The sequence below is a fragment of the Winogradskyella psychrotolerans genome (assembly GCF_018860545.1).
Classification (GTDB): Bacteria; Bacteroidota; Bacteroidia; order Flavobacteriales; family Flavobacteriaceae; genus Winogradskyella; species Winogradskyella psychrotolerans_A.
Genome location: NZ_JAHKPN010000005.1, coordinates 19,580 through 42,641 on the forward strand (window position 1 = coordinate 19,580; position 23,062 = coordinate 42,641).

General features: G+C 33.0%; 19 protein-coding genes and 1 other RNA gene. 7 read left to right on the top strand and 13 right to left on the bottom strand.

The annotated features are described in order from the left end of the window. Positions 1–4: 4 nt before the first annotated feature. The 5 genes from KO515_RS02355 to KO515_RS02375 all read right to left on the bottom strand — a co-directional run bounded on the left by KO515_RS02355 (position 5) and on the right by KO515_RS02375 (position 5,441). Positions 5–334, bottom strand: a complete 330-nt coding sequence (locus tag KO515_RS02355; protein ID WP_178985103.1) for a hypothetical protein — start codon at positions 332–334, stop codon at positions 5–7. Then, entirely contained in the window at positions 334–1,587 is a 1,254-nt protein-coding gene (locus KO515_RS02360; protein WP_215934782.1) for a dihydroorotase, read from the bottom strand. Before KO515_RS02360 ends, KO515_RS02355 begins: the two co-directional genes overlap by 1 nt. Before the next feature lie 147 nt (positions 1,588–1,734). Further along, the gene (locus tag KO515_RS02365) at positions 1,735–3,660 is read right to left on the bottom strand and encodes a BatA domain-containing protein (protein WP_215934783.1); all 1,926 of its coding nucleotides are present in this window, start codon (positions 3,658–3,660) and stop codon (positions 1,735–1,737) included. A 43-nt stretch (positions 3,661–3,703) separates the two neighbouring features. Continuing rightward, positions 3,704–4,333: a hypothetical protein gene (locus KO515_RS02370; protein WP_215934784.1), complete on the bottom strand. Its 630-nt coding sequence runs from the start codon at positions 4,331–4,333 to the stop codon at positions 3,704–3,706. A 100-nt stretch (positions 4,334–4,433) separates the two neighbouring features. Then, positions 4,434–5,441: a glycosyltransferase family 2 protein gene (locus tag KO515_RS02375; protein ID WP_215934785.1), complete on the bottom strand. Its 1,008-nt coding sequence runs from the start codon at positions 5,439–5,441 to the stop codon at positions 4,434–4,436. Between the two features lie 37 nt (positions 5,442–5,478). Here KO515_RS02375 and KO515_RS02380 point away from each other — a divergent pair, with 37 nt between their 5' ends. Next, positions 5,479–6,924: a T9SS type A sorting domain-containing protein gene (locus KO515_RS02380; protein ID WP_215934786.1), complete on the top strand. Its 1,446-nt coding sequence runs from the start codon at positions 5,479–5,481 to the stop codon at positions 6,922–6,924. Between the two features lie 125 nt (positions 6,925–7,049). Next, a complete protein-coding gene (locus tag KO515_RS02385; RefSeq protein WP_215934787.1) occupies positions 7,050–8,942 on the top strand; it encodes a peptidase M61 in 1,893 nt (630 codons plus the stop codon). A gap of 209 nt (positions 8,943–9,151) precedes the next feature. Here the strand turns inward: KO515_RS02385 and fahA are convergent, their stop codons facing one another. Next, positions 9,152–10,444, bottom strand: a complete 1,293-nt coding sequence (gene fahA / locus KO515_RS02390) for a fumarylacetoacetase (RefSeq protein WP_215934830.1) — start codon at positions 10,442–10,444, stop codon at positions 9,152–9,154. A gap of 110 nt (positions 10,445–10,554) precedes the next feature. On the opposite strand from fahA, the gene glyA reads away from it, so the two are divergent. Together glyA and glgP are read left to right on the top strand one after the other, a co-directional pair. After that, positions 10,555–11,829 carry a serine hydroxymethyltransferase gene (gene glyA, locus KO515_RS02395; RefSeq protein WP_215934788.1) on the top strand — a complete coding sequence of 425 codons (1,275 nt, stop codon included), beginning with the start codon at positions 10,555–10,557 and terminating at the stop codon, positions 11,827–11,829. A gap of 226 nt (positions 11,830–12,055) precedes the next feature. After that, positions 12,056–13,696, top strand: a complete 1,641-nt coding sequence (gene glgP, locus KO515_RS02400; protein WP_215934789.1) for an alpha-glucan family phosphorylase — start codon at positions 12,056–12,058, stop codon at positions 13,694–13,696. Between the two features lie 118 nt (positions 13,697–13,814). Here the strand turns inward: glgP and KO515_RS02405 are convergent, their stop codons facing one another. From KO515_RS02405 to KO515_RS02430, 6 genes are all read right to left on the bottom strand, one after another. Further along, a complete protein-coding gene (locus tag KO515_RS02405) occupies positions 13,815–14,285 on the bottom strand; it encodes a hypothetical protein (RefSeq protein WP_215934790.1) in 471 nt (156 codons plus the stop codon). Positions 14,286–14,525: 240 nt separating this feature from the next. Continuing rightward, on the bottom strand, positions 14,526–15,464 hold the full coding sequence (locus tag KO515_RS02410; protein ID WP_215934791.1) for an alpha/beta hydrolase: 939 nt from the start codon (positions 15,462–15,464) through the stop codon (positions 14,526–14,528). 2 nt (positions 15,465–15,466) lie between these two features. Further along, positions 15,467–17,044 carry a right-handed parallel beta-helix repeat-containing protein gene (locus tag KO515_RS02415; RefSeq protein ID WP_215934792.1) on the bottom strand — a complete coding sequence of 526 codons (1,578 nt, stop codon included), beginning with the start codon at positions 17,042–17,044 and terminating at the stop codon, positions 15,467–15,469. A 113-nt stretch (positions 17,045–17,157) separates the two neighbouring features. After that, positions 17,158–17,931 carry a carboxypeptidase-like regulatory domain-containing protein gene (locus KO515_RS02420; protein ID WP_215934793.1) on the bottom strand — a complete coding sequence of 258 codons (774 nt, stop codon included), beginning with the start codon at positions 17,929–17,931 and terminating at the stop codon, positions 17,158–17,160. A gap of 83 nt (positions 17,932–18,014) precedes the next feature. Further along, the gene (locus tag KO515_RS02425; RefSeq protein WP_215934794.1) at positions 18,015–18,404 is read right to left on the bottom strand and encodes an acyl-CoA thioesterase; all 390 of its coding nucleotides are present in this window, start codon (positions 18,402–18,404) and stop codon (positions 18,015–18,017) included. A 10-nt stretch (positions 18,405–18,414) separates the two neighbouring features. Next, positions 18,415–19,440, bottom strand: coding sequence for a glutaminyl-peptide cyclotransferase (locus KO515_RS02430; RefSeq protein ID WP_215934795.1), 1,026 nt, complete (start codon positions 19,438–19,440; stop codon positions 18,415–18,417). 99 nt (positions 19,441–19,539) lie between these two features. Between KO515_RS02430 and ffs the strand changes: the two genes are divergently transcribed. From ffs to fsa, 3 genes are all read left to right on the top strand, one after another. Further along, an RNA gene (gene ffs, locus KO515_RS02435) (signal recognition particle sRNA small type) lies at positions 19,540–19,638 on the top strand. A 144-nt stretch (positions 19,639–19,782) separates the two neighbouring features. Beyond that, on the top strand, positions 19,783–20,586 hold the full coding sequence (locus tag KO515_RS02440; protein ID WP_215934796.1) for an SDR family oxidoreductase: 804 nt from the start codon (positions 19,783–19,785) through the stop codon (positions 20,584–20,586). 112 nt (positions 20,587–20,698) lie between these two features. Further along, on the top strand, positions 20,699–21,352 hold the full coding sequence (gene fsa / locus KO515_RS02445) for a fructose-6-phosphate aldolase (RefSeq protein ID WP_215934797.1): 654 nt from the start codon (positions 20,699–20,701) through the stop codon (positions 21,350–21,352). Between the two features lie 46 nt (positions 21,353–21,398). Here the strand turns inward: fsa and KO515_RS02450 are convergent, their stop codons facing one another. After that, positions 21,399–22,865: a TlpA family protein disulfide reductase gene (locus tag KO515_RS02450; protein ID WP_215934798.1), complete on the bottom strand. Its 1,467-nt coding sequence runs from the start codon at positions 22,863–22,865 to the stop codon at positions 21,399–21,401. Positions 22,866–23,062: the final 197 nt, after the last annotated feature.

Consider the following 23,062-nt stretch of genomic DNA (forward strand, 5'->3'; position numbering starts at 1 on the left):
ATTATTATCCAATAGAATTAAATACTTTTTGAAAGTAATCACCAAGTAAAGGGATTTTATTTTGCTTACCTGTAATAGCACCGTAAATGCCATAAAGATAGAGCACTGAAAAGAATATCCAAAAGGACATACTTATCATTATGCTATCAAAACTAGTAATAACAAAAGCGATAAGGATGTAAGTTATGCCCAATCCCAAAGCTTGTCTAATATGAAAAAAAGTAAATGGATTTTTTTTGTCTTGGTTCATAAAAAAGGCAATCAATGTACCAAATAAAGTGAGGTAGGCGACTAATCCTAAAGTTTTACCTTCGTCTATTGTATTCTGAGTCATTATTTTAAAGCAATTTTGTTATTGGCTATGATGCCATAAGTTTCACCTTTAAGTTTTGATCCTAAAAACATACTATTCTTAGAGCGTGATGAAATATGATTTGTATTAAACTCATAAGTTTTATCCGGGTTAAACAATGCTAAATCAGCAATTTCTCCTACGTTGATCACACGTTCTGAAACATTAAATCGAGACTTGCCTTGAGTTAAAAGGCTAATCGATTTTTTTGTCGTAAATAAAGTTTGAAGCGCTCCAAAAGCTGATTCTAGACCAATAGTGCCGTATTTAGCAAAATCGAATTCAATCTTTTTGTCTTCAATATCAATAGGGTTGTGGTCTGTAGTTACCATATCTATGGTACCGTCTTTTAACCCTTCAATCAAAGCATCACAATCGGTTTGTGTTCTAAGCGATGGAAGTACCTTATAATTGGTGTCAAATTCGGTTAAAACATCATCTGTAAATATTAAGTTATGTATCGCAACACTACAAGTAATATTCAGTTTCTTCGCTTTGGCAGCTCTAATTAATTCTACAGATTTTGCCGTTGAAATTGTAGGAATATGAAGTTTACCTTCCGTATATTCCAATATGAATAAATCTCTAGCCACTTGTAATTCTTCAGCTAACGCCGGGTTTCCCTTTAATCCAAGTTTTGTACTATTGATATGTTCATTGACGACACCTAGTCCAGAAATTTTAGATTCCTCAGGAAAAGAACACACCAAACCGTCAAAATTACTCGCGTATTGCAGCGCAATTTTCATTAGGTTAGGATTGCTAATCGGTTTTTGGTAATCGTAAAAAGCAACAGCTCCAGCATTCGTCATATCAAAGAGTTCTGCTAAGTCTTCACTTTGGCTACCTTGTGTTAAAGCGCCAATAGGATAGAGGCTAACCGCATGATCTTGAGCTTTCGATTTTACAAAGGTAATATCAGCATAAGAATCAATAGTAGGATTAGAATTCGCATTTAAAGCCACGGCAGTAAAGCCTGAATTTGCAGCAGTTTTTAACCCATTGCTAATAATTTCTCGCTCTTCATAGCCAGGTTCTCCAAAAGAGACACTGCTATCAAACCAACCTTGCGACACATGCAAATTGTTTAGTTTGATTTCTTTGTAATTATTGGAATTGGGAATCTGTTTTGAAATCTTGGAGATGCGACCTTTTTCAATTAAAATATCAACCGTTTCATTGTGAAAATCACTTTTAGAATCAACGATGGTTGCAGATTTTATGAGTGCGTTCATTGGGTTCTTACAGTTTGTTGCGGTTATTAATTGTTTTGTTATTAGTTGGTTACGATCAAACGATTAAATAGTTTATTTCTAGTTATTTAATTATTCAAGCAGTCTAAATAACGCATTAACTTAATCACTTTTTAAATTTTGAAATACTTATTTTAAATATTTCAATAGTAGCATTTCTAGGATTAAAAATACTAATGCAAAAATAACAAACCATTTCCATAACGCATTAATACTTGTGTTACTTTTTATGGTATTAATTGTGGTTGCTAAGCTCGTATCTACAGATACATTATTTAAAGTGCTTAAATCATAATAACTGAGGTTACTTTCAGCTCTATCGTAATTAAAACTTAAATTTTGAAGTATCTGTTCCTTATTCTTAACATTTAAAATTCCAGCAGTATTTGGATAATCTTCTGTCTCTAAAATCACAGATTTACTATATGTTTTTTGAAGAGGAATAACTGAAGTGTCTTCTGACGCTAAGGTTAATATATCATCCTGGCCTATTAAAGTTTGGATGGCAATAGAATTTGGCTGGCCAATAGTATAATATAACTGAGATAGTTTCAAACTCTGTAATCCCATATTATAGAGCACAGGAATAATTAATTGTGAATTTTTAAAGTTTGAATTATCCGAATTTAAAGCAGAAGAAAACGCATATGTATGTGTATTACCAGCTAAAAAAGGGGTACCATCTTCATAAGATAACACAGCATTAGAATTTGACGAAAATCGATATGGTTTTTCAACTTTGGGATATTGAAAATTTGTTACTTTAGAGTAAAACACATTGGCCAATAGTGGATGGTTATAGTTGATGCTCGTTATTCGTTTTTCATTAGTATTATCATTACCAAATGTAGGTAATGATAAGTCTTTTAAAATTTGATTATAAGAGTTTACGTCGATTTTATCTGCAGGGATAATGACTAGTTTTCCTCCATCATTTTTATAGGCAATTAGAGCCGTTTTCAAAGCATTTGATAGGGTTTCTAGCTCATTGAGTAGAATCAAATTTTGCTCAGGAATTAAGTTAAAATTTAGTGTGTTTAATTTGAAACTATTATAGTCGAATTCATCCGCTGTGTAAATACGTTTTAAAAACGAATCGTCTGCATTTTCATTAATCGCTAAGACCTTAATTTTTGGTTTTAAATTAATATTAAAATAAAAGGTATTGTCATATTGTAAGCCAAGATCATCAATAACCAACTTTCCATTAATCACTTTATTGTTGGCAATTGTAAAGGTTGTTTCAGCTTCTTTATCAATATCTACAGCACTTTTAGTCAGTAATACGTCGTTATTAAATAAGGAAATAGACACATTATCTATAGGTTCAGCTGCGTTCGATAATTTTACATTTAAATCTATAGTTTCAGTTGTTCTATTAGTAACATAAAGACTATCAATACTAATGTTTGATGTGAGTGTTGATTTCGGTTGCACTAATTTTAGTTGAACCGTTGAATCTTTTTCAAAATTTAGAAGACTTCCTTTTTGTTGAAAATCGGATACTAAAACTAAGTTCTTTGTTGCAGCACCTGTATTAGAAAACAATTGCTTCCCTTTTAAATATACAGCATCATAATTGAGTTGTGTTGGTGAATGAGCTAACTGAATTAAATCGTTTTTTAAGACTTTAACGGTTGTGTTTCTATAGGTTTGGTTGTTCGTAAACAAAGTGATTTTTTCGTCTTCAGGTAAGGTGTTGATGATGTCTTGAATGGCTTCATTTAATAATGTACCATTACGACCTTTAGCTTCCATACTAAAGGAATTATCTAGGTAAATCACGGTGTCTTGGGTGTCGTTAAAGTCTTCAGTATTTGGAATGAAAGGTTGAGCAAATACCATAATTATACAGGCTAAAAGTAGCATTCGGGTGACTAGTGTTACCCACTTTTTTAGTTGAGAACTCTTTCGTGTTTGAAGCTTTACCGATTTTAAAAACTTAACATTGGTAAATTCAACGTTCTGAAAACGACGTAGCTGAAATAAATGTATAAGAATTGGAATGATCAGCAAAAATAGGGCGTAAAGTAATTCGGGGTTTTTAAACTGCATTCTTTATTTTTAAGGTTTACGCAACTGTCATTTTAAACGCAGTTTAGTTCTCAATTAATTTATAAAATTTATATCGTCTAGCAACAATAATAAATTTATTAGTTGTTTGTGTTTGTTCTATCGGTTCTCCATCGCTATCCACATTAATAATAGTATAACTGCCACCAAAATTAAAATTGTAATTAAATTCTTTTAGAAAAACTGAGTATGGGTTATTCTGATCATCATTGTTCTCATTTACTTCAGTTACATTCTTAAAAGCCTCAATGACTTTGTTTTTACCATGCTTAAGGAAAAGCGTTTCTATTTTGATCACATCTCGTCTATTACAATCTCCACCATAATTACATCCATTTATTGAATCTAATATTTTTAAAGAAAGATTGTAATTTTTCTTTTTATTCGCAATTTGAGCTTCTAAAAGTTCTATGGAACTATAAGCACTTGCCCATGCATTACCACAAAAACCAAAATTACTATTTTTCGCTTTTACTAAATATTCTTCAGCTTTTTCTATCTTATTCTTTTTAAAAGATTTTTCAGCTTTTGATATGAAATTGTATCCATCTTTATAGTCATACTTTGTAGTTTGTGACCATCCAAAGAACGCCATAAAAAAAAGAAATAAAATTACGAATTTTAATTTCATATGTATTAGAGTAACTACTGCCATAGTTTTTTTACAGACCTTTTAGAGTTTAAATGGTTCCAAGGTCTCAATACTTCAAATATATAGAATACAAAGAGATTACCTCGTTTCGCTTTTGAGAATTTTAACAGAAAAAGAAATAATCCGTCATCGCTTGCATATTTTGAGTTTCAAAATATTGTGTAATTTCTTCTTGAGCTTTTGTATTAGCAACAGTAACGATACTTTGAGGGTTTTTAAGTTCAGCGAGATAGTCAAAATTATAAAGTACTTGATCGTAAATGTGTTTTCCTATTTTCTTTGGGTTATCGCAAATCCAGAAAAACGGAATATTTTGTTTCAAGAGTATTTTGGCTAATGTTTTGCCTTTGAGTCCTGCTCCCCAAATTGCTAATGGTCTTGTTGAATCATAGTTTAACTCTAAAAAATAGTTTACTTTAAGGTCTAGAAAAGAATTCTCAGCATAATGCTCGTGTGTTCTAGAGGTTCTTGTGCTATAATCTCTCCAATGCAGTAATACTTTATCACAAGGAATACAGGTATATCCAGCTTTATAAAACCGGAAAGCTAAATCATAATCTTCAGGATAAATATCAGAATTGAAACCATCACAGGCATCAAAATCTTCGCGATGTAGCATCCAACAAGGAGATGGAATGACGCATTCTTTATAAATTTCAGAATAGTTTTTACCTTCAACCGTTAACGAGTTTAACCATTGCTCATAACGTGCAAAGCCATCACTTAACCCATCGGCTCTAAAGTATTTAACTTGTCCGACAGCTAAATGTTTTTTACCATGTTTTTCAAGATTAGAAACCATGGTTTCTAGTCGGATAGGTGTCATTAAATCATCACTATCCATTCTTGTGATGTAGGCTCCAGAAGAATAATCATAACCTGTTTTTAAAGCTTCAATAATGCCATTCCCCAAATTATTTAATAGGTTAACTCTTTTATCCTTTTTGGAAAAGCGTTCCACTATTTGAATTGAGTCGTCAGTAGAATTATCATTAACAAAAATAGCTTCCCAATTATTATAGTTTTGATTCACAATAGAATCGAGACATTGGTGAATGTATATTTCAGTATTTTTAAAAGGGACTATAATACTGATTAGGTTCTCTTGCATTTTTATTAGTTTTACAAAGCAAAATATGAATAATTTTATGAATAAAGTTTTTATTTTTCTTTTATTAATATGCTTCTGTTATTCTAATTCTCAGACTCAAATTGGAGAAGATATCGATGGAGAAGCTTCAGAAAATAGTTTTGGTCAAAGTGTTAGTATTTCTTCAGATGGTTCAATATTAGCAATTGGAGGTTATAATAATAGCGGCAATGGTATCTGGTCTGGGCATGTGAGAGTATATCAAAATGTTGATAATGATTGGGTACAGATAGGTCAAGATATAGACGGAGAAAACGCTAATGATCAATTAGGTTATTCAGTAAGCCTTAATTCAAATGGTAGCGTAGTAGCAATAGGTGCCTCACTTAGCTTTCTGAGTTATGTAAAAGTTTACCAAAACTTAGATGGAGATTGGGTACAAATAGGCACTACGATATTCGGGGAAGACATAGGTGATAATTCAGGTTATTCTTTATCGCTTAGTGGTAGTGGTAATATTTTGGCAATTGGTGAACCTGGTCATGATAGCAGTAATGGTTTTGATTCCGGTCAAGTAAGAGTTTATGAGAACCAAGATGATAATTGGGTTCAAATAGGAAATTCTATTATTGGCGAGGGAGTTAGTGATAGGTTTGGACATTCCCTTCAATTTAGTAATGATGGCTCTATTTTGGCTGTTGGAGCCATTCAGAATTTCGAGTCTGGCTATGTTAAAGTATATGAGAATCAGAGTGGTGATTGGGTACAATTGGGGTCTAATATTTTTGGTGAAGCTGCAGGCGATAATTGTGGTTTTTCAGAGGGCTTAAATTCTAGTGGAACGATCTTGGCTCTTGGATCAGAAAATGCAAATGTCAATACTGGTCATGTGAGGGTTTACGAATATGAATCGAATGTATGGGAGCAAATCGGTAGTAATATTGATGCAGAAGCAACGGGTGATGGGTTTGGGTATTCCTTAAGCCTAAATAACAATGGAGATGTTTTAGCTGTAGGAGCACAAGGTAATAACGGAAATGGTCCTGGAGCAGGACATGTAAGGGTGTTTCTAGATAAAGGAGGGACTTGGATACAGGTGGGCTCTGATATTGACGGTGAAGCCTCTGGTGATTTATCCGGACGTTCAGTTTGCCTAAGTCCTGATGGTTTCGTTTTAGCTATAGGCGCACCTTATAATGATGGTGTTAATGGTTCAGCTTCTGGCCATGTTCGGGTGTATGATTTAAAAGAGGCTCTATCGGTAAATAATCATGCTATAAACAATAACTTCAAAATTTATCCAAATCCAGTAGTTAACCTATTAAAAATTCACTTAGAAGAAGGGCAAACTCTTAAACAAATTGAACTATTCGATACTTCTGGCCAACGGGTTCTTGTTTCTAAAAATACTGATGTAAGCTTAACTGGTATCGAATCAGGTGTTTATGTTATGAAAACCTATACCAATAGAGGAATGAGTATTACGAAAATTTTAGTGAATTAGTCAATTTGTTTTTTTTAAACGAATTAACAACGAGGTATTTATTTGTGTTTTTAACAAAACCTTTAGGTTTTTAATAGTAACACATTGTAGATTTGTGCGTCTTAAAAAAAAATAAAAATTTAAACATGAGGAATTATTTAGCCATTCTTGGCTTAAGTATCGTTTTAGTAGGTTGTGGATCTGCAAAAACAACAGTAGATGATTTAGCAGTAAGCAATCCAATTTATACAGCTTTAGATTTAACAGCAGTGAGTAATGATAGAGTACCAGTAACAATTAATCCTGGTCGTTTTACTGCTCAAACGGTTACTTATAGATTACCAAGAGTTGTACAAGGCACTTATTCAATTGGTGATTACGGAAAATATATTGACGATTTTAAAGCCTTAGATTATGATGGAAATGAACTTGCTACAACAAAAGTAGATGACAATACATGGACTATTGCAAATGCTGAAAAATTAGATCAGCTTCAGTATTATGTTAATGATACTTTTGATATTGAAAGTGTTGGTGGTATTGGTGGTGAAGAGCCATTTTCTCCTGCAGGCACAAATATTGAAGAAGATAATTTTGTATTAAATCTGCACGGATTTATTGGATATTTTGATGCATTAAAGAATGCTCAATATGCTGTAGATGTAACAGCACCCTCTGGTTTCGTACGAACTTCTGCATTAGAAGATAAAGGAACGACGCTTAGTGAAGATGGTAAGTCTATGACCACTAGCTATTTTGGTCAGCGTTATTTTGATATTACAGATAATCCAATGATGTATGGAAATCTAGATGTTGAGGAGTTTATGGTTGGTGATATTAAAATTGTCTTAAGTCTTTATTCTCCTACGGGTAAACATACAGCAGCAAGTTTAAAAGAGACGGTTTATACAATGATGGAGGCTCAAAAACAGTATTTAGGTGATGTCAATAGCACACCTCGCTATGATATCTATTTGTACTTATCCAGAGGTGGAGAAGAAGATCCTAAAGGTTTTGGTGCATTAGAGCATCATACGTCTACAGTAGGTGTATTTGCCGAAGATGAAAGTTCAGAAAGTCTTAAAGAGGCGATAATTGATGTTATTGCTCATGAATTTTTTCATATTGTAACTCCGTTATCGGTTCATTCTGAAGATGTTCATTATTTTGATTATAACAAACCAACGTTTTCTAAACATTTATGGATGTATGAAGGTGTGACTGAGTATTTTGCGCAACATTTTCAAGTGTATGAAGGTTTAATTGATAACAGTAAGTTTTACAATACGATGTATTCTAAAATTAAAACCTCTAAGCGTTGGGATGATGCTATGAGTTTCACAATTATGAGTGAAAATGTTTTAAACGAACCTTATGCCACTAATTATTATAATGTCTATTATAAAGGAGCATTAATAGGTATGTGTATTGATATATTAATGCGAAAAGAAAGTAATGGTAATAGAAGTATGTTATCCTTAATGAAAGAATTGTCTGCTAAATACGGAAAAGAAAAACCTTTTGTTGATGATAGTCTTATTGCTGAAATTACTGCAATGACCTATCCAAGTGTTGGTGAATTCTTAAGAACGCATGTTCAAGGTGATTTACCAATTAATTACAATGATTATTTAGCAATAGTTGGTTTAACTTTAGGTGAAACAGCCATGGAAACTAATTATATTTTTGCTGGTGAACAAAATATTATTTTTGATGGTGACCAACTTGAAGGAACGATTTTCTTTTCACCAATGGTATTAAATAACTCCTTTTGGAAAGCGCAAGGTGTTATTGCTGGTGATGTGATTAAGAAAGTAAATGGCAGGGAATTAACATTGTATAACGCTAATGACGTGATAAGTGGAATGTTTGAATGGAAAGAAGGACAAGAGATTACAATGGATTTAGAGCGTGATGGTAAGCCAATAGAAATAAAGACAAAACTAACTAAGGCTTACGCACCATCTGAATCTATAATTGAGGATGAGAATGCTACTGAAGCTCAAAAAGAAGTAAGAGCAGCTTGGTTGAAAGGGTAGTTTAAATATTTATATATCGTCCTAAATTAATTTAGGTTGACAGTTTAAATTAAACCAGAGAATTAATGTTCTCTGGTTTTTTTGTTTGGATTTTTGAAGATGCTAAAACGGTTATTAACTTCATGCCATTTTTTTAGATAATAATCAAAAAAAAAGGAAGACTTCTGTCAATAGACGTAGTCTTCCTTTAAAAATTTATAGTTACAAAATTACTTCTTTTTTTTAGGATTAAACACTGGTAATAACTGTGTTTTAACCTGTCCAAAACCAATGCGTATATCATCGTTTTGGCAATAACCTCTCATTATAACGGTATCGTAATCATTGATGAATTTACGTTCCGTTCCATCTTTCATTTTTAAAGGTTTTGTGCCTTTCCAGCTTAGCTCTAGCATAGAACCGTAAGAATCTGGTGTTGGCCCAGAAATAGTTCCACTGCCCATCATATCTCCAGAATTTACAGGACAACCATTAACTGTATGGTGTGCTAATTGCTGCGCCATATTCCAATACATATATTTAAAATTCGATTTACTAACCGTCGTTTCTTTTGAGCCTTTAGGTTGAATAGCCGCTTCTAAATTAATATCAAAACTCTTCTTTCCTTCTGTTTGAAGATATTCTAATGGTTTTGGATCTTGCTTAGGACTTTCAGTTCTAAAGGGTTCTAAGGCATCTAAAGTGACAATCCAAGGTGACATTGAAGAGGCAAAGCTTTTCCCTAAGAAAGGTCCAAGTGGCACATATTCCCATTTCTGAATATCGCGAGCAGACCAATCATTAAATAAAACGAGTCCGAAGATGTATTCTTCAGATTCTTCAATAGGAATTGGTTCTCCTAAATCATTAGCATCTGTTGTAATAAACGCCATTTCCAGTTCAAAATCGACTAATTTTGATGGGCCAAAAACAGGCGCATCTGCATCTGCAGGTAAAATTTGACCTTGTGGACGATGAATCGGAATTTCAGACGGAATAATTGATGAGCTACGACCGTGATAACCCACTGGCATATGTACCCAATTAGGCATTAATGCATTATCTGGATCTCTAAACATAGTCCCAACGTTAGTCGCGTGCTCTTTACTCGCATAGAAATCAGTATAATCACCAACTTGAATAGGTAATTGCATTTCAATTTCATCTAAACGAAACAGAATCGTCTCTTTATGCGGAACGTTATTTTTTAATGCATCATTTTCCGAATCAAATATCTCAGCAATTCGGTTTCTAACTAAACGCCACGTTTTTCTGCCGTCAGCAATAAAATCATTTAATGTGTCTTGAAGAAAGATATCGTCAGTTAACGGAATCCCTTCAAAGTAACCTAATTGATGCAAAGCACCAAGATCAATGGCAGTATCACCAATTCTAGTTCCAATCGTTATAATGTCGTCTCTAGTTAAGAAAACACCAAAAGGAATGTTCTGAATTGGGAAATCTGAGTTTTTACCGACATGTAACCATGAGGTACGATCTGGATTGTTAGCGGATAATGGCATAGAGTTATTGTTGATTAATTGTTCATTAAATTCATTCAAACCTACATAATTTTTGATATTTAAACTAATGTATTCACTATTTTTGTATCGATTTAACAAACACTTTATTTATGCAACGCGACGAACAAATATTTGAACTCATACAAGCTGAAAAAGAACGCCAGATTGATGGTATAGAATTAATAGCATCAGAAAATTTTGTTAGCGACCAAGTTATGGAAGCTGCAGGTTCTGTATTAACTAACAAGTATGCCGAGGGTTATCCTGGTAAACGTTATTACGGTGGCTGTGAGGTTGTCGATGAAGTTGAGCAAATTGCTATCGATCGTGCTAAAACTTTATTTGGTGCTGCGTATGTGAACGTACAACCCCATTCTGGTAGTCAGGCAAACACAGCTGCATTTCATGCTTGTTTAAGTCCTGGAGATACTATATTAGGTTTCGATTTGTCACACGGAGGGCATTTAACGCATGGTTCTCCTGTAAATTTTTCAGGTAAATTATACCGTCCTACTTTTTATGGTGTAAAGAAAGATACGGGCTACATAGATTACGATATGTTAGCAGACCAAGCGCAAAAAGAAAAGCCAAAATTAATTATTGCTGGGGCTTCGGCGTATTCTCGTGATATTGATTTTGAAAAATTTAGAGAAGTTGCTGATAGTGTTGGAGCGGTTTTATTAGCGGATATTTCACATCCTGCTGGATTAATTGCTAAAGGTATTTTGAATGACCCAATGCCACATTGCCATGTGGTTACCACAACCACGCACAAGACTTTACGTGGACCTAGAGGTGGTATGATTATGATGGGTGAAAATATTGAAAACCCATTCGGTATTACATTAAAGAATGGTAAGCTTCGTAAAATGTCTGGTTTATTGGATTCTGCTGTATTCCCAGGAAATCAAGGCGGACCATTAGAGCATATTATAGCAGCTAAAGCGATTGCGTTTGGTGAAGCCTTAACGGATGATTTTATGTATTATATGTTACAAGTAAAACACAATGCAGCTGCTATGGCAAAAGCTTTTGTTGCTAAAGATTATAATTTAATTTCTGGAGGTACGGATAATCATATGATGTTAATTGACCTTAGAAATAAAAATATTACGGGTAAAGATGCTGAAAACGCTTTAGTAAAAGCAGATATTACTGTGAACAAAAATATGGTCCCTTTTGATACCGAATCTCCTTTTGTAACGTCTGGAATTAGAATAGGAACTGCTGCAGTGACGACGAGAGGTTTAAAAGAAAGCGATATGTCTTATATCGTAGATTTAGTAGATGAAGCACTTACTAATCATGAAAACGAAACGGTTTTAGCAGGTGTTGCTGAAAAAGTTAATACGTTAATGGGTGGACGTGCATTATTTAATGCGTAGGTCTTAAAATAAACATCTCTAGCAGATGTTGGTGACTACGTGTAGTCAGACTAAAAACCTGAAGAGTCTATAATAAAAGTAAGAAAGCCTTTCAATTAATTTTGAAAGGCTTTTTTATTTGCAGATTAATTTAAAAAAGTTAACACTAAGCTGTGTTTTAGTGACATTTATCATATGTTACCATAGTTGCTTTGTGGTAATTTTACAGTTTTAAAGATTATTTCAAATGGAAAACAAATATAATACATGGTTTCACCCTTATAAACCAGTAACAAAGTACAAGAAGAAAGTTGCTTATTTCAGTATGGAATTTGGAATTGATCAATCTTTTAATATTTACTCCGGAGGACTCGGGTTCTTAGCAGGTTCGCACATGCGATCTGGTTTTGAATTAAAGCAAAACATGATTGGTATTGGTATGCTTTGGAAATACGGCTACTATGATCAAGCGAGAAATGATGACCAAACGTTGAGAACAGAATTTAACGAGAAGCATTTTGATTTTCTTGAAGATACAGGAATAGAAGTAGAGGTGAAGCTACACGATAACCCACATGTAAAAGTGAGAGCTTATGTTTTAAAACCTGAAGTTTTTGGAACCGTACCCATGTACTTTTTAAGTACCGATGTTGAAGGTAATGATCATTTATCTCGTACGATTACGAATCATTTATACGACAACAATCCTGTGACACGAATTTCGCAAAGTATCATTTTAGGAATTGGTGGAGCTAAAGTTGTGGAGGCTTTAGGAGGAGCAGACACATATCATCTTAATGAAGGACATGCCTTGCCTGCCTTTTATTATTTAAGAGATAAAGGGGTGAAGAAAGATCAAATGGTTTTCACAACACATACACCAGAAAAAGCAGGAAATGAAGAGCGAGAAGCGAGACATTTAAACAGATGCGGCTTTTTTGGACGAACACTCTCTGAAGAGGAATTGCAACAGGAAACTGTGAATGGCGGCATGATTAATTATACGATTGCTGCACTGCGCATGGCTAAAAAAGCCAATGGTGTTTCAAAGTTGCATGCGAAAGTGGCGAATGATATGTGGAAGAATTATGATGGCGTAAGTGATATTATACCAATTACTAACGCACAAAATCAGAAATTTTGGCAAGATACTAGTATTAAAAAAGCTTGGACGAATAAAAAAGCCAAAGCCTATAAGACCAGAAAAACCATTCTGAAAAAGGAATTGTTTGATGAAGTTTATAAACAAACCGGAAAAATATTTGATCCTAAAGTGTTGACGTTTGTTTGGGCAAGACGATTTGCTGGTTATAAAAGAGCCGATTTATTATTACATGATATAGAACGCTTTAAACGATTAATTTCTAACGAAAAGTATCCGGTTCAAATTATTTGGGTAGGGAAACCATATCCGTTTGATTATCAAGCCATCGATGTTTTTAATTATTTAGTAAATCAATCTAAAGGTGAACACAATTTAGCGGTACTCATAGGTTATGAAATTGATTTATCTAAAAAATTGAAATGTGGATCTGATGTTTGGTTAAACACACCACGTATTACAAGAGAAGCCTCTGGAACGAGCGGAATGACAGCGGCTATGAATGGTTCTGTAAATGTATCGACTAATGATGGTTGGATTCCTGAATTTGAAAAAGACGGAGAGAATTGTTTTGTTTTACCTGAATTGGATTATCGTTTACCAGTTTGGGATCAAGATAAAATTGATGCCGATAATTTATATGATATTTTAGAAAACAAAGTAATCCCAACGTATTACGATGAACCTAAAAAATGGCAGGATATAGTTTTTAGTGCTATGGATGGTGTGATACCAGAGTTTACAAGTCGAAGAATGGCCGATGATTATTATAAGAAGTTATTTTAAATAAACCAGATATGTTTTTGGTGACTGAGCATAATCGACGCAGTTTAAACCTATTCGATCATTATAAAGAAAGCCTTTCAATTTAGTCTGAAAGGCTTTCTATATTCATAATCACTTATTATAATTTAGCAAATATGTCATTTAAAGACTTAAAATTTCTTCGCTTAAAATTGGTAAAATCTCTTTCGTTTATATAATTTATCAGATCTTTCTTTGGTCCAGAAGACCAAAAGCTCCATGTGTCTGTTAGTGTGTTATTTTCTTTAATGATTATTCGTCCAACTAATAAATCGTCAAGTAGCTTATTAGAAGAATCATATACAGTAACTAAAGATTCATTTTGATAGATTAATCTGTATAATCGTTCATCACTATTCAGATTTATAAACTTGGTTTCTGTCAGATTTTTATTTTCAGTATGTTCTAAGTGAACTTCTTTAATTAAGGCGTTATCAATAGGGGCGTAGTTCTTATCAATATTCAAAATAGTAATCATTTTATTCTCGAAAGGTTGATTAACAGCAATTTTACCAGTGTAAACAGTACTGTCTTTTAAGATAATTTTTCCTTCATAAAAAGGTTGATTCATATTTAGTGTATTACAACAGTCGCAACCATTATTTACGCTATTTAATAAACTTAAGCTTGCACTAATCAGGTCTGAATTTTGAGCCTTTAAACTGGAGTAAAATGATGAAAAAAGAATTAAGGCTAAAAGCAGGTGTATTTTTTTTAAAATCATGACTTATGCGTTATATGAGTTTCAAGTTTAAAGCATCAATAATTATTCCAATTCTAGAATTTAATTAGCTTTATAAAGTCAGATAATTTAGTTTGAAAGGCTTTTGTTTTCATTCATAAACGTTAATACACGTTCAAAATACGCATCACCACCAACTTTCCATACATTAGAGTGATTGGCAGAATCAATTTCTATAAATTCTTTTTTAGAACTTGGTATTTTTGAAAAATTAGCTCTCGCATATTTTATATTAATGCGTTCGTCTTCATTACCATGTACAATTAATATCGGTTGATTTATGTTTTTGCAATATGCAATTGGAGAAGCATCATTAGAATCAAATTCTGCAATTTGCCCAGCTCTATTAACCAAATAATTAGAAAAAGGGGTATAACTGAAACCAGCATGGAGATCAAAATAATCATTAACAATGGTTCTGAACTCTGAAAAAGCACTTTCAATAATACCAAACTCAATTCTATGGTCGTAACCCATAGCTTGCAAACCAATTGCTCCACCTAAAGATTGTCCCCAGACACCAAAATGATTTAGGTTTTCATTTAAAGATAAATAATCAATAAGGGATTTAACGTCTTTTTTCTCATTAACACCAAAAGAACAAAAATTCCCTTCGCTTTTTCCGTGAGCTCTAGAATCTAGTGCTACGGAGTTAAAACCGTTTTCGGATAAGAAATAGCTTAATTCCTTAAAATGGTCTTTATTAGAACGAATGCCATGTAACAGAATAACCGTTCCTTTTGCTGAGTCTAAGCTGGAATACGTCAATCGTGCAGATAACTTAAGGCCGTCAAAAGAACTAAAGACGACTTCTTTTTGTTTTAAATTTGAATCTTTTATAGTCGCAGCATCGAAGCTACTATTTTTGTTCCTTTTTATTAAACCCACGACAGGATTCCGGATTTCAGAAATAAGTCGAGGTACAAAGAAGTGTACAACTAAAAACCCAAGAATTAGTATAACTATTGAAACACCTTTTAGAAGTTTTACACGTTTCTTAGTTAGCATAATTAGTCTTCATCAAATACAACACTTTGGTAAGCTCCAGCATCTGGAGAAGCAGTTCTACTTATTTCTAAAATATCATAAGGCACTTGAGCCGCAAAAGTAGATAGTCCGATGCCGTTTGCACCAGAATCGTCACCAATACGCATCATATTCTCAGAAGTGTTTTCAAAATAGGGCTGTTCATTAAATACATTGCCCAAATAAAATGACTCGTCTTCAAAATCATAATTACCACTGCCGGAAAGGTCGTTATTATTGAATCTTAATAAGCAATTTGTAAATTTAAAATTAAATTCATCGGCTTCATTTTCAAGTGAAAATTCAGGATTATCATTACCATAAATAATACAATTGTTAAAATTAGCTTCTATTAATGCATTTGTGTAAACAGTATTATTTTCATCAAGAACATAATCATTTATGAGTAGGGCAGGGTATTCTCTAAAACTACTATTCCAGTAGTTAGCAATGGTAGAATGGGTCACGTTGTATTTTCCACCATACGTTGCCGCAAATGAAGATTGACCTGCATTATTAATAACTAGATTTTCTGCGCTTATAGATGTAGCTCGTCCTAATATTCCAAAACTACTGACATTATAAATTTGAGAATTCCTTATCGTTAATTTATCGCTTGGTGCATCCTGATTTCCTTCAGACAATATACCAATGGTAGCATTTTTAATCGTCGCATAATTAATCGTATTATTTTCACTGCCGTTATACAACCAAATGGTGCCCCATTGTCCAGGGATATCCTCGTATAGTGGCTCTAAGCGATCACCTTCTAAAATCACTTCATTTTCTAAGGTTTCTTGATCTGTACTTAATGCACCATTAATATTTAGTGAGCCATTATCGGTTATTATAATTCCAGAATCCGCATGAAAGTGCACACGAGCACCTGCTTCCATGGTTAGGGTTTTTCCTGCGCCAACACCTGCATAGCCATAAATAACATAAGGTTTTTCGTTGGTAAATGTCAATTCATCATCTGTAAGAAAACGACCTTCTAATGTGGTTTCGTCTGGTGTTCCATCACCATCAACATCAAAACTTAGGGTTTCAACAATACCTGTGGTGTCATCTTTACTGGGATAGATAAAAACAGCGTCTTTAACTAAGGTCACTACATCAATGTCTTGTTGGTTATTTCCAGAATCGAATAGGATTTTGTCGGTATATAAAAACTGATTTTCTAAAGCTCCTAAAGTTGAAATATCAATAGTAGTTTCAATAAAAATGAATAAACTATCCTTCGCTAATAACTCTACATCTTCAAAGAATTTACCTTCTTGAGCATCTTCTAATCCTGTATTACCATCAATATTCATTCTATAACGTGAATTTACACCATTTTCAAATTGTATGGTCGGAATCACAATATCATCATCACTGCGATTATACACCTTTAGATTATAAGTGCTAGAGCCAATGTTGGTGAAAACGGTATCTAAATAAATGGTGTCCTGGGCAAACTCAAGATTTCCTTTGCTTGGTGTAAATTCAAAATCGTTACGACAAGAACTCCATAATAGTAAAATTCCAAAACAAAGTAAGAATGATAGCAATCGCTTCATAAGTGATAAATATAATTAAGGTTTAAAAATATAACTTTTGAAGTTAGGATTTATTATAGTTACCTATAAATATATGAAGATTGTTATTCTTGTCTTCTCAGGATTGAGAGTGGTTAATCTTTATTTTTCTTAACGCTCTTGTCACCATATTCTTCTAAAAGTATTAAGAATAGCTGACTGCTTACCACTAATTCTTCTAAGAATTGCATTTTATTCTCTTCTTTAAGTAATTTCGAACTCATTTGCTTGGCCTCGCAAAAATCAAAAAAGAGATATTTTTTGTCTTTTGGAATTTTTAAATTATCAGTTAATAATTGTGTGTTGAAAAAGGAACTCTTACTAAATAACGAATCCATTTGCGTATAGGTAATTGGTTGGTAAGTTGGTGCAATGTATTTGTCCTTCTTTTTAAGAAGATTAGCAACTAAACCAATAATGGCAAAGATATCTGGACCGTAAGTGGCACCTGCAGGTTTGTATTTTTCAGGATGATTTTTTATGTCTTCTTGAATCATATTTTTAAGTTCAAGATTATAGGTTTCTTCCACAAACACCAGTTCTTCAGGTGCTGCCATGATTTCAACTTCGTCGAGCTCTGTAAGTATTTCTTTGAGTTCAAAAACAACAGTGCCTTCAAAATGACTTTTGTTTAATACCACGGCTTTTGGGTGATAAAATAAGGATTCAAAAAGAATCGTGTCATTTACAGCAGCATTGATGGTAAAGTCTCCATTTTTATTTGTTACCGTTACACTGTTTTGAGTGTCATTAAAGACTTTAATGTTTTCTAAGGTTGTTTTGCTATCATAGATTTTACCTTTTAAAACTTGGGCAATTAGACCTAAAGGTAAGGCTAATAAAAAGATGAGAATTATGAATTGACGCATGCTTGATTTGATTGATGCGTTAAAGTAAAGGGATTAAGTTGAAAGGAATCTGGGTTTTAAATAAACTTTAACCTAACAAAATGTTAATTAAAAAGCTCAGCAATTTTTGGATCTATACGCGTTGGTCGTTGCGTCTTAGCATCAATTAAACACCATTTAGCTTTTGATTTTACAATTAATTGATTGGTGCTAGCATTTAAGATTTCAACATGCCTTGTGGTTGTCACGCCTTCTACTTTAGGGACATAAGTCTTTAGAAGTAATTTATCTCCAAGTAACGCTTGATTCTTGTATTCTATAAAGTGGTTAACTAAAAACCAAGCATAATTTTCTGTGAGCTCATCAGTCGCATAGGTTAACCAGTGATCCTTAGCAATATCTTGAACCCATTGCACATACCGTACATTGTTGACATGATTAAGATCGTCTATGTCATCTTTAGTAACAGTAATGGTTTTTTCAAATACTTGCACAGTGCTACTATTATTTCGTTATTTCGACCTCAAAAATCTTGTCCCAATTTTTACCAGTTACAAAAATAGTTTTACGTTCTGGGTGGTATGCAATACCATTTAAAACGTCTAATTCAGGATGTTGTGTGACAAGTTTTCTTAAAGGTTTGAAATCTATAACACCTTCAACACCACCTGTTTTTGGGTTGATGATTAGTACGCCATTACGTTGGTAAATGTTGGCGAAAATCTTACCGTCAATCCATTCCATTTCATTTAGATTTGGGATTTTACCTTTTTCAGTGTAAACTTCAATATGGCCTTTTTCGCTGAGATCATCCGGATTTAAAAAATAGATTTTCTCAGTGCCATCAGACTTATATAAGGTGGTACCATCATTACAAATTCCCCAACCTTCTTTACTTGTTCCGTAGTTGAATGTTTTTAACTTTTCAAAAGTATTTACATCATAAACAAACCCAATGCCTGCTTGCCACGTTAATTGATAAATTTGATCATTTAAGATTGTCAGTCCTTCACCAAAATGATCGTCATCTAAATTGATGTTTTTTAAAACCTCTCCAGTTTCAAAATTTACTTTTCTAAGTTTAGATGCTCTTCTTTGCCCTGTACTTTCGTATAATTCGCCATTATAAAATTCTAAACCTTGTGTGTATGATGAAATGTCATGAGGATAAGTGTTTACCACTTCATAGTTGTAATAAGATGGAATAATATTGTTGTAAATCTGAATGGATTTAGATAACGTTTCTGTTTTATCTCCAAAATTAACAATCGCCGTGAGTTCTTTGTGGCCTAAAGTCACGTCATCTAAAACCGTATTGTTTTTAATAGGGTTTCCGTTCAATTGATAGCTAACCTTTATGATTTCAAGTTGTTTAGGGTTGTTTATGGAAAGTTTCAAAGTGTCACCTAGCATTAAGGATTTTGCCGACATATTAATAGATAGGCTTGAAATTTTGGAAGCATTTGTTTCACCACAATTAGATAAAATTAAGCTTAATGCTAAGAGAATGAAATATTTAGAAATATGCATAACGTTGGTTTGAATTTTCAGCAAGTTATTAAATAAAATTCAGTTTAAAAATCTGTAGATAATTATTGTGAAAGTATTAAAAGATTGTATCTTTGCACCCGGCAAGTCCTACACAACCAGCTCCTGTTGAATCCTCCAGGGCGGGAACGCAGCAAAGGTAAATGGTCGTAGCGGTGTGATGTAGGTAGCTTGCCTTTTTTTGTACCCTAAACTCAAATCTTGAAAGCCTTGGCGAATCGAGATTTTTTCAGTTTATAGAGGTGCTAATTAGAGGTTAGAACGCTATAAAAAGTCTCCTAACTTCAGAATTTGTATTTTCGATATCATAATTTATATAAGCGTATGTCTAAAGTTGTATTAATAACAGGTGGTTCTTCCGGTATTGGAAAATCTGTTGGTGAATTTCTTCAAACTAAAGGATTTAAAGTTTATGGTACTAGCAGAAATCCTGATAACTATCCAAATAGTAAATTTCCAATTGTAGCTTTAGATGTTACAAAAGCTGAAACGATTTCTAAATGTATAGCTGAAGTTTTAACACACGAATCTCAAATAGATATCCTTTTAAATAATGCAGGTGCAGGTATTACTGGTCCAATAGAAGAGATTCCAGATGTAGAAATAAAGCGCAATTTTGAAACCAATCTTTTTGGGCCAATCAATGTGATTAAGGCGGTTTTACCGACAATGAGGCGGCAGAATTCTGGTTTAATTATTAATGTAACCTCTATTGCTGGTTATATGGGTTTACCCTACAGAGGAATTTATTCTGCTAGTAAAGGTGCTCTAGAATTAGTAACTGAAGCCTTTAGAATGGAATTAAAGGGATTTAATATTAACATGACTAATGTGGCACCTGGTGATTTTGCAACCAACATAGCGGCTGGTCGTTATCACGCTCCGGCTTTAGAAGATTCTCCATATAAAGCGACTTATGGAAAAACGTTAAGCATGATGGATGAGCACGTGGATGGTGGTAGCGATCCAAAGCAAATGGCAGAAGCGATATATAAAATCATTCAGACTAAAAACCCGAAAATCCATTATAAGGTTGGAGTATTTATGCAGAAATTTTCTATCATTTTAAAGCGTATTCTTCCAGATGCGGTGTATGAGAAATTATTGATGAATCATTATAAGTTATAGATTTCCATTGAACTTGATATTGTTAATATATTCTCAAAAATCATTCCTGTAAATGTGGCTTAAAGTCGTAAATTCGCGCTAATTAAAACACAACAATTCAAAATAAGTTTTTATGAAATTTTTTATCGATACAGCAAACCTAGAGCAGATTAAAGATGCTCAAGATATGGGTATTTTAGATGGTGTAACTACAAATCCATCGTTAATGGCTAAAGAAGGCATTACAGGAACTGATAACATTATGAAACACTACGTTGCGATATGTAATATTGTAGAAGGTGATGTTTCTGCCGAAGTTATTTCTACCGATTTTGAAGGTATGGTGAGAGAAGGTGAGGCTTTAGCTGAATTACATGATCAAATTGTAGTAAAATTGCCAATGATTAAAGATGGTATTAAGGCGTGTAAGTATTTTTCGGATCGCGGTATTAAAACAAATGTGACTCTAGTATTTTCACCTGGGCAGGCGTTATTAGCGGCTAAAGCAGGAGCAACCTATGTATCACCATTTATTGGGCGTTTAGATGATATTTCTACAGATGGTTTAAATCTTATTGCTGAGATTCGTCACATCTATGATAACTATTCTTTTGATACAGAAATATTAGCAGCTTCTGTGCGTCATACTATGCATGTTATTGATTGTGCTAAATTAGGAGCTGATGTTATGACTGGCCCTTTAAGTTCTATCACAGGATTATTAAAACACCCATTAACAGATAGTGGTTTAGAAAAATTCTTAGCAGATTATAATAAAGGTAATTAAGCTAGGCATACATATATAGTTATAAAGTAAATGTCTACTTTAATAACTAAAGATTAAGAGCATCTTGTTTTACAATAAGGTGCTTTTGTTGTAATAAGTCTTCAAGCGTATCAATAAAATTAGAATTGAAGATGTTAGCATTAGGATGTAAAATAATGCCATTTTCATCAACTATAATACATTTGTTTAAGTAGTTTACAGCCAGTATTTTACGGGCTTCTTTTGAGTTCTTGAACTTAAACTCCTTAATTGTTGGGAAGTTGTAGTTATCGATGATTTTTTTCCAAAACTTATCATTATTATCGTTGACATTAATGGATATAAAATCAGTCTGAGGAAAATTTAATTTCAACTTATCCACCATATAATGGCTATTTTTATATTGCGTTTTTGAATTTGAAGACCAGAAATATATAATTGTAGGTTTTGTAATAATCGAATTAATATAATGTTCGGTATCATTATAATTTACAATAGCAATGTTAGGCAACGGATTTCCTTGTCGCAATAATTTTAAAGACAACACCAAATCTTTCATATAGGTTTTATCTTCTTCGTTAGTGCTTTTTTCTAAGTAATACTCAAGGATGTCATTTGCTTCATTCTCTGTATGATTATAACTGATGTATTCTTTAGCCTTATATTTCAATAAATTATTTTTAATAATAGGGTCTGACACAATACTGTCAATTAAATCTAATTTAGACTTATTGTAATCCATGGCGTGCCTATTAAATTTACTGTGATAGGCGTTATTCTTATAGTAATCATGAATGGCTAAATTGTCTATATGAGAAAATAGAAACCGGTTATAAGCAAAGAATCGACTTAAATGCGTGGCATTATAATCGATATGTTTTCTATGTTCGAAAAAATTCTCAGGTAAATCCTTAATGTGGATGAGTTTATTGTTTCCAAAATACGCAAATGGATAAATCTCCTTATCTGCGTATGAATTGTAATTTATATTAGCTTCTACAATAGACTTAAAGAATTCAGATTCTTCATTACGTCTTAAAAACTCATGAAATTTATTCAATTCCTTTTGTCGGCGCTTTTCAACAAAGGTGTTAAATGCTTCTGGTTCCATTTTAGAATATTTCACTAACTGCTTCGCTTCTTTTTCGTTAGATAAATAGGTTTTAAGGAGATAATTATTTTTACGAGCTCCATGTCCGGTAAATACTAAAGACTCATCAAAATCATAAGTATTTAGTCGAAGCATAATACTGTCATTAGGCTCTAATAATAGCATCTGATATTCACCTCCATGAGTCAAAGAATACAATCCTGCGTCTAGATTATCTATTTTATAAATAAATCTATTATTAAGATCTAAGGTAATGGAATCTATTATTTGCCCTTTCGTATTGTAGAGAACAACACTATTATTTTTAGGGTTAATAATTTCACCGCCTATATACGCATAGTCACTAGTGTTATTACCTTTGAATTGACATCCAAAAACAGTAGATAACAGAGCAACAGTAAAAGCGATACGTAGCGTTAGCATATATAAAATATAATAGTTAGAAAACAAAAATATAAGATGCTTAGGGTAAGTGTTGTTAATACCTCGTTAAATGTTGTAAATGGCTTTAATTATTTCAGCTAAAGGCAAAAATCTTAGATATGTTGCAGTTATTATTTTCGTAAATTTTTAATTTTTTTAGATTCAGTTTTTACTTTGAAGATATAAAACCTTTTAGA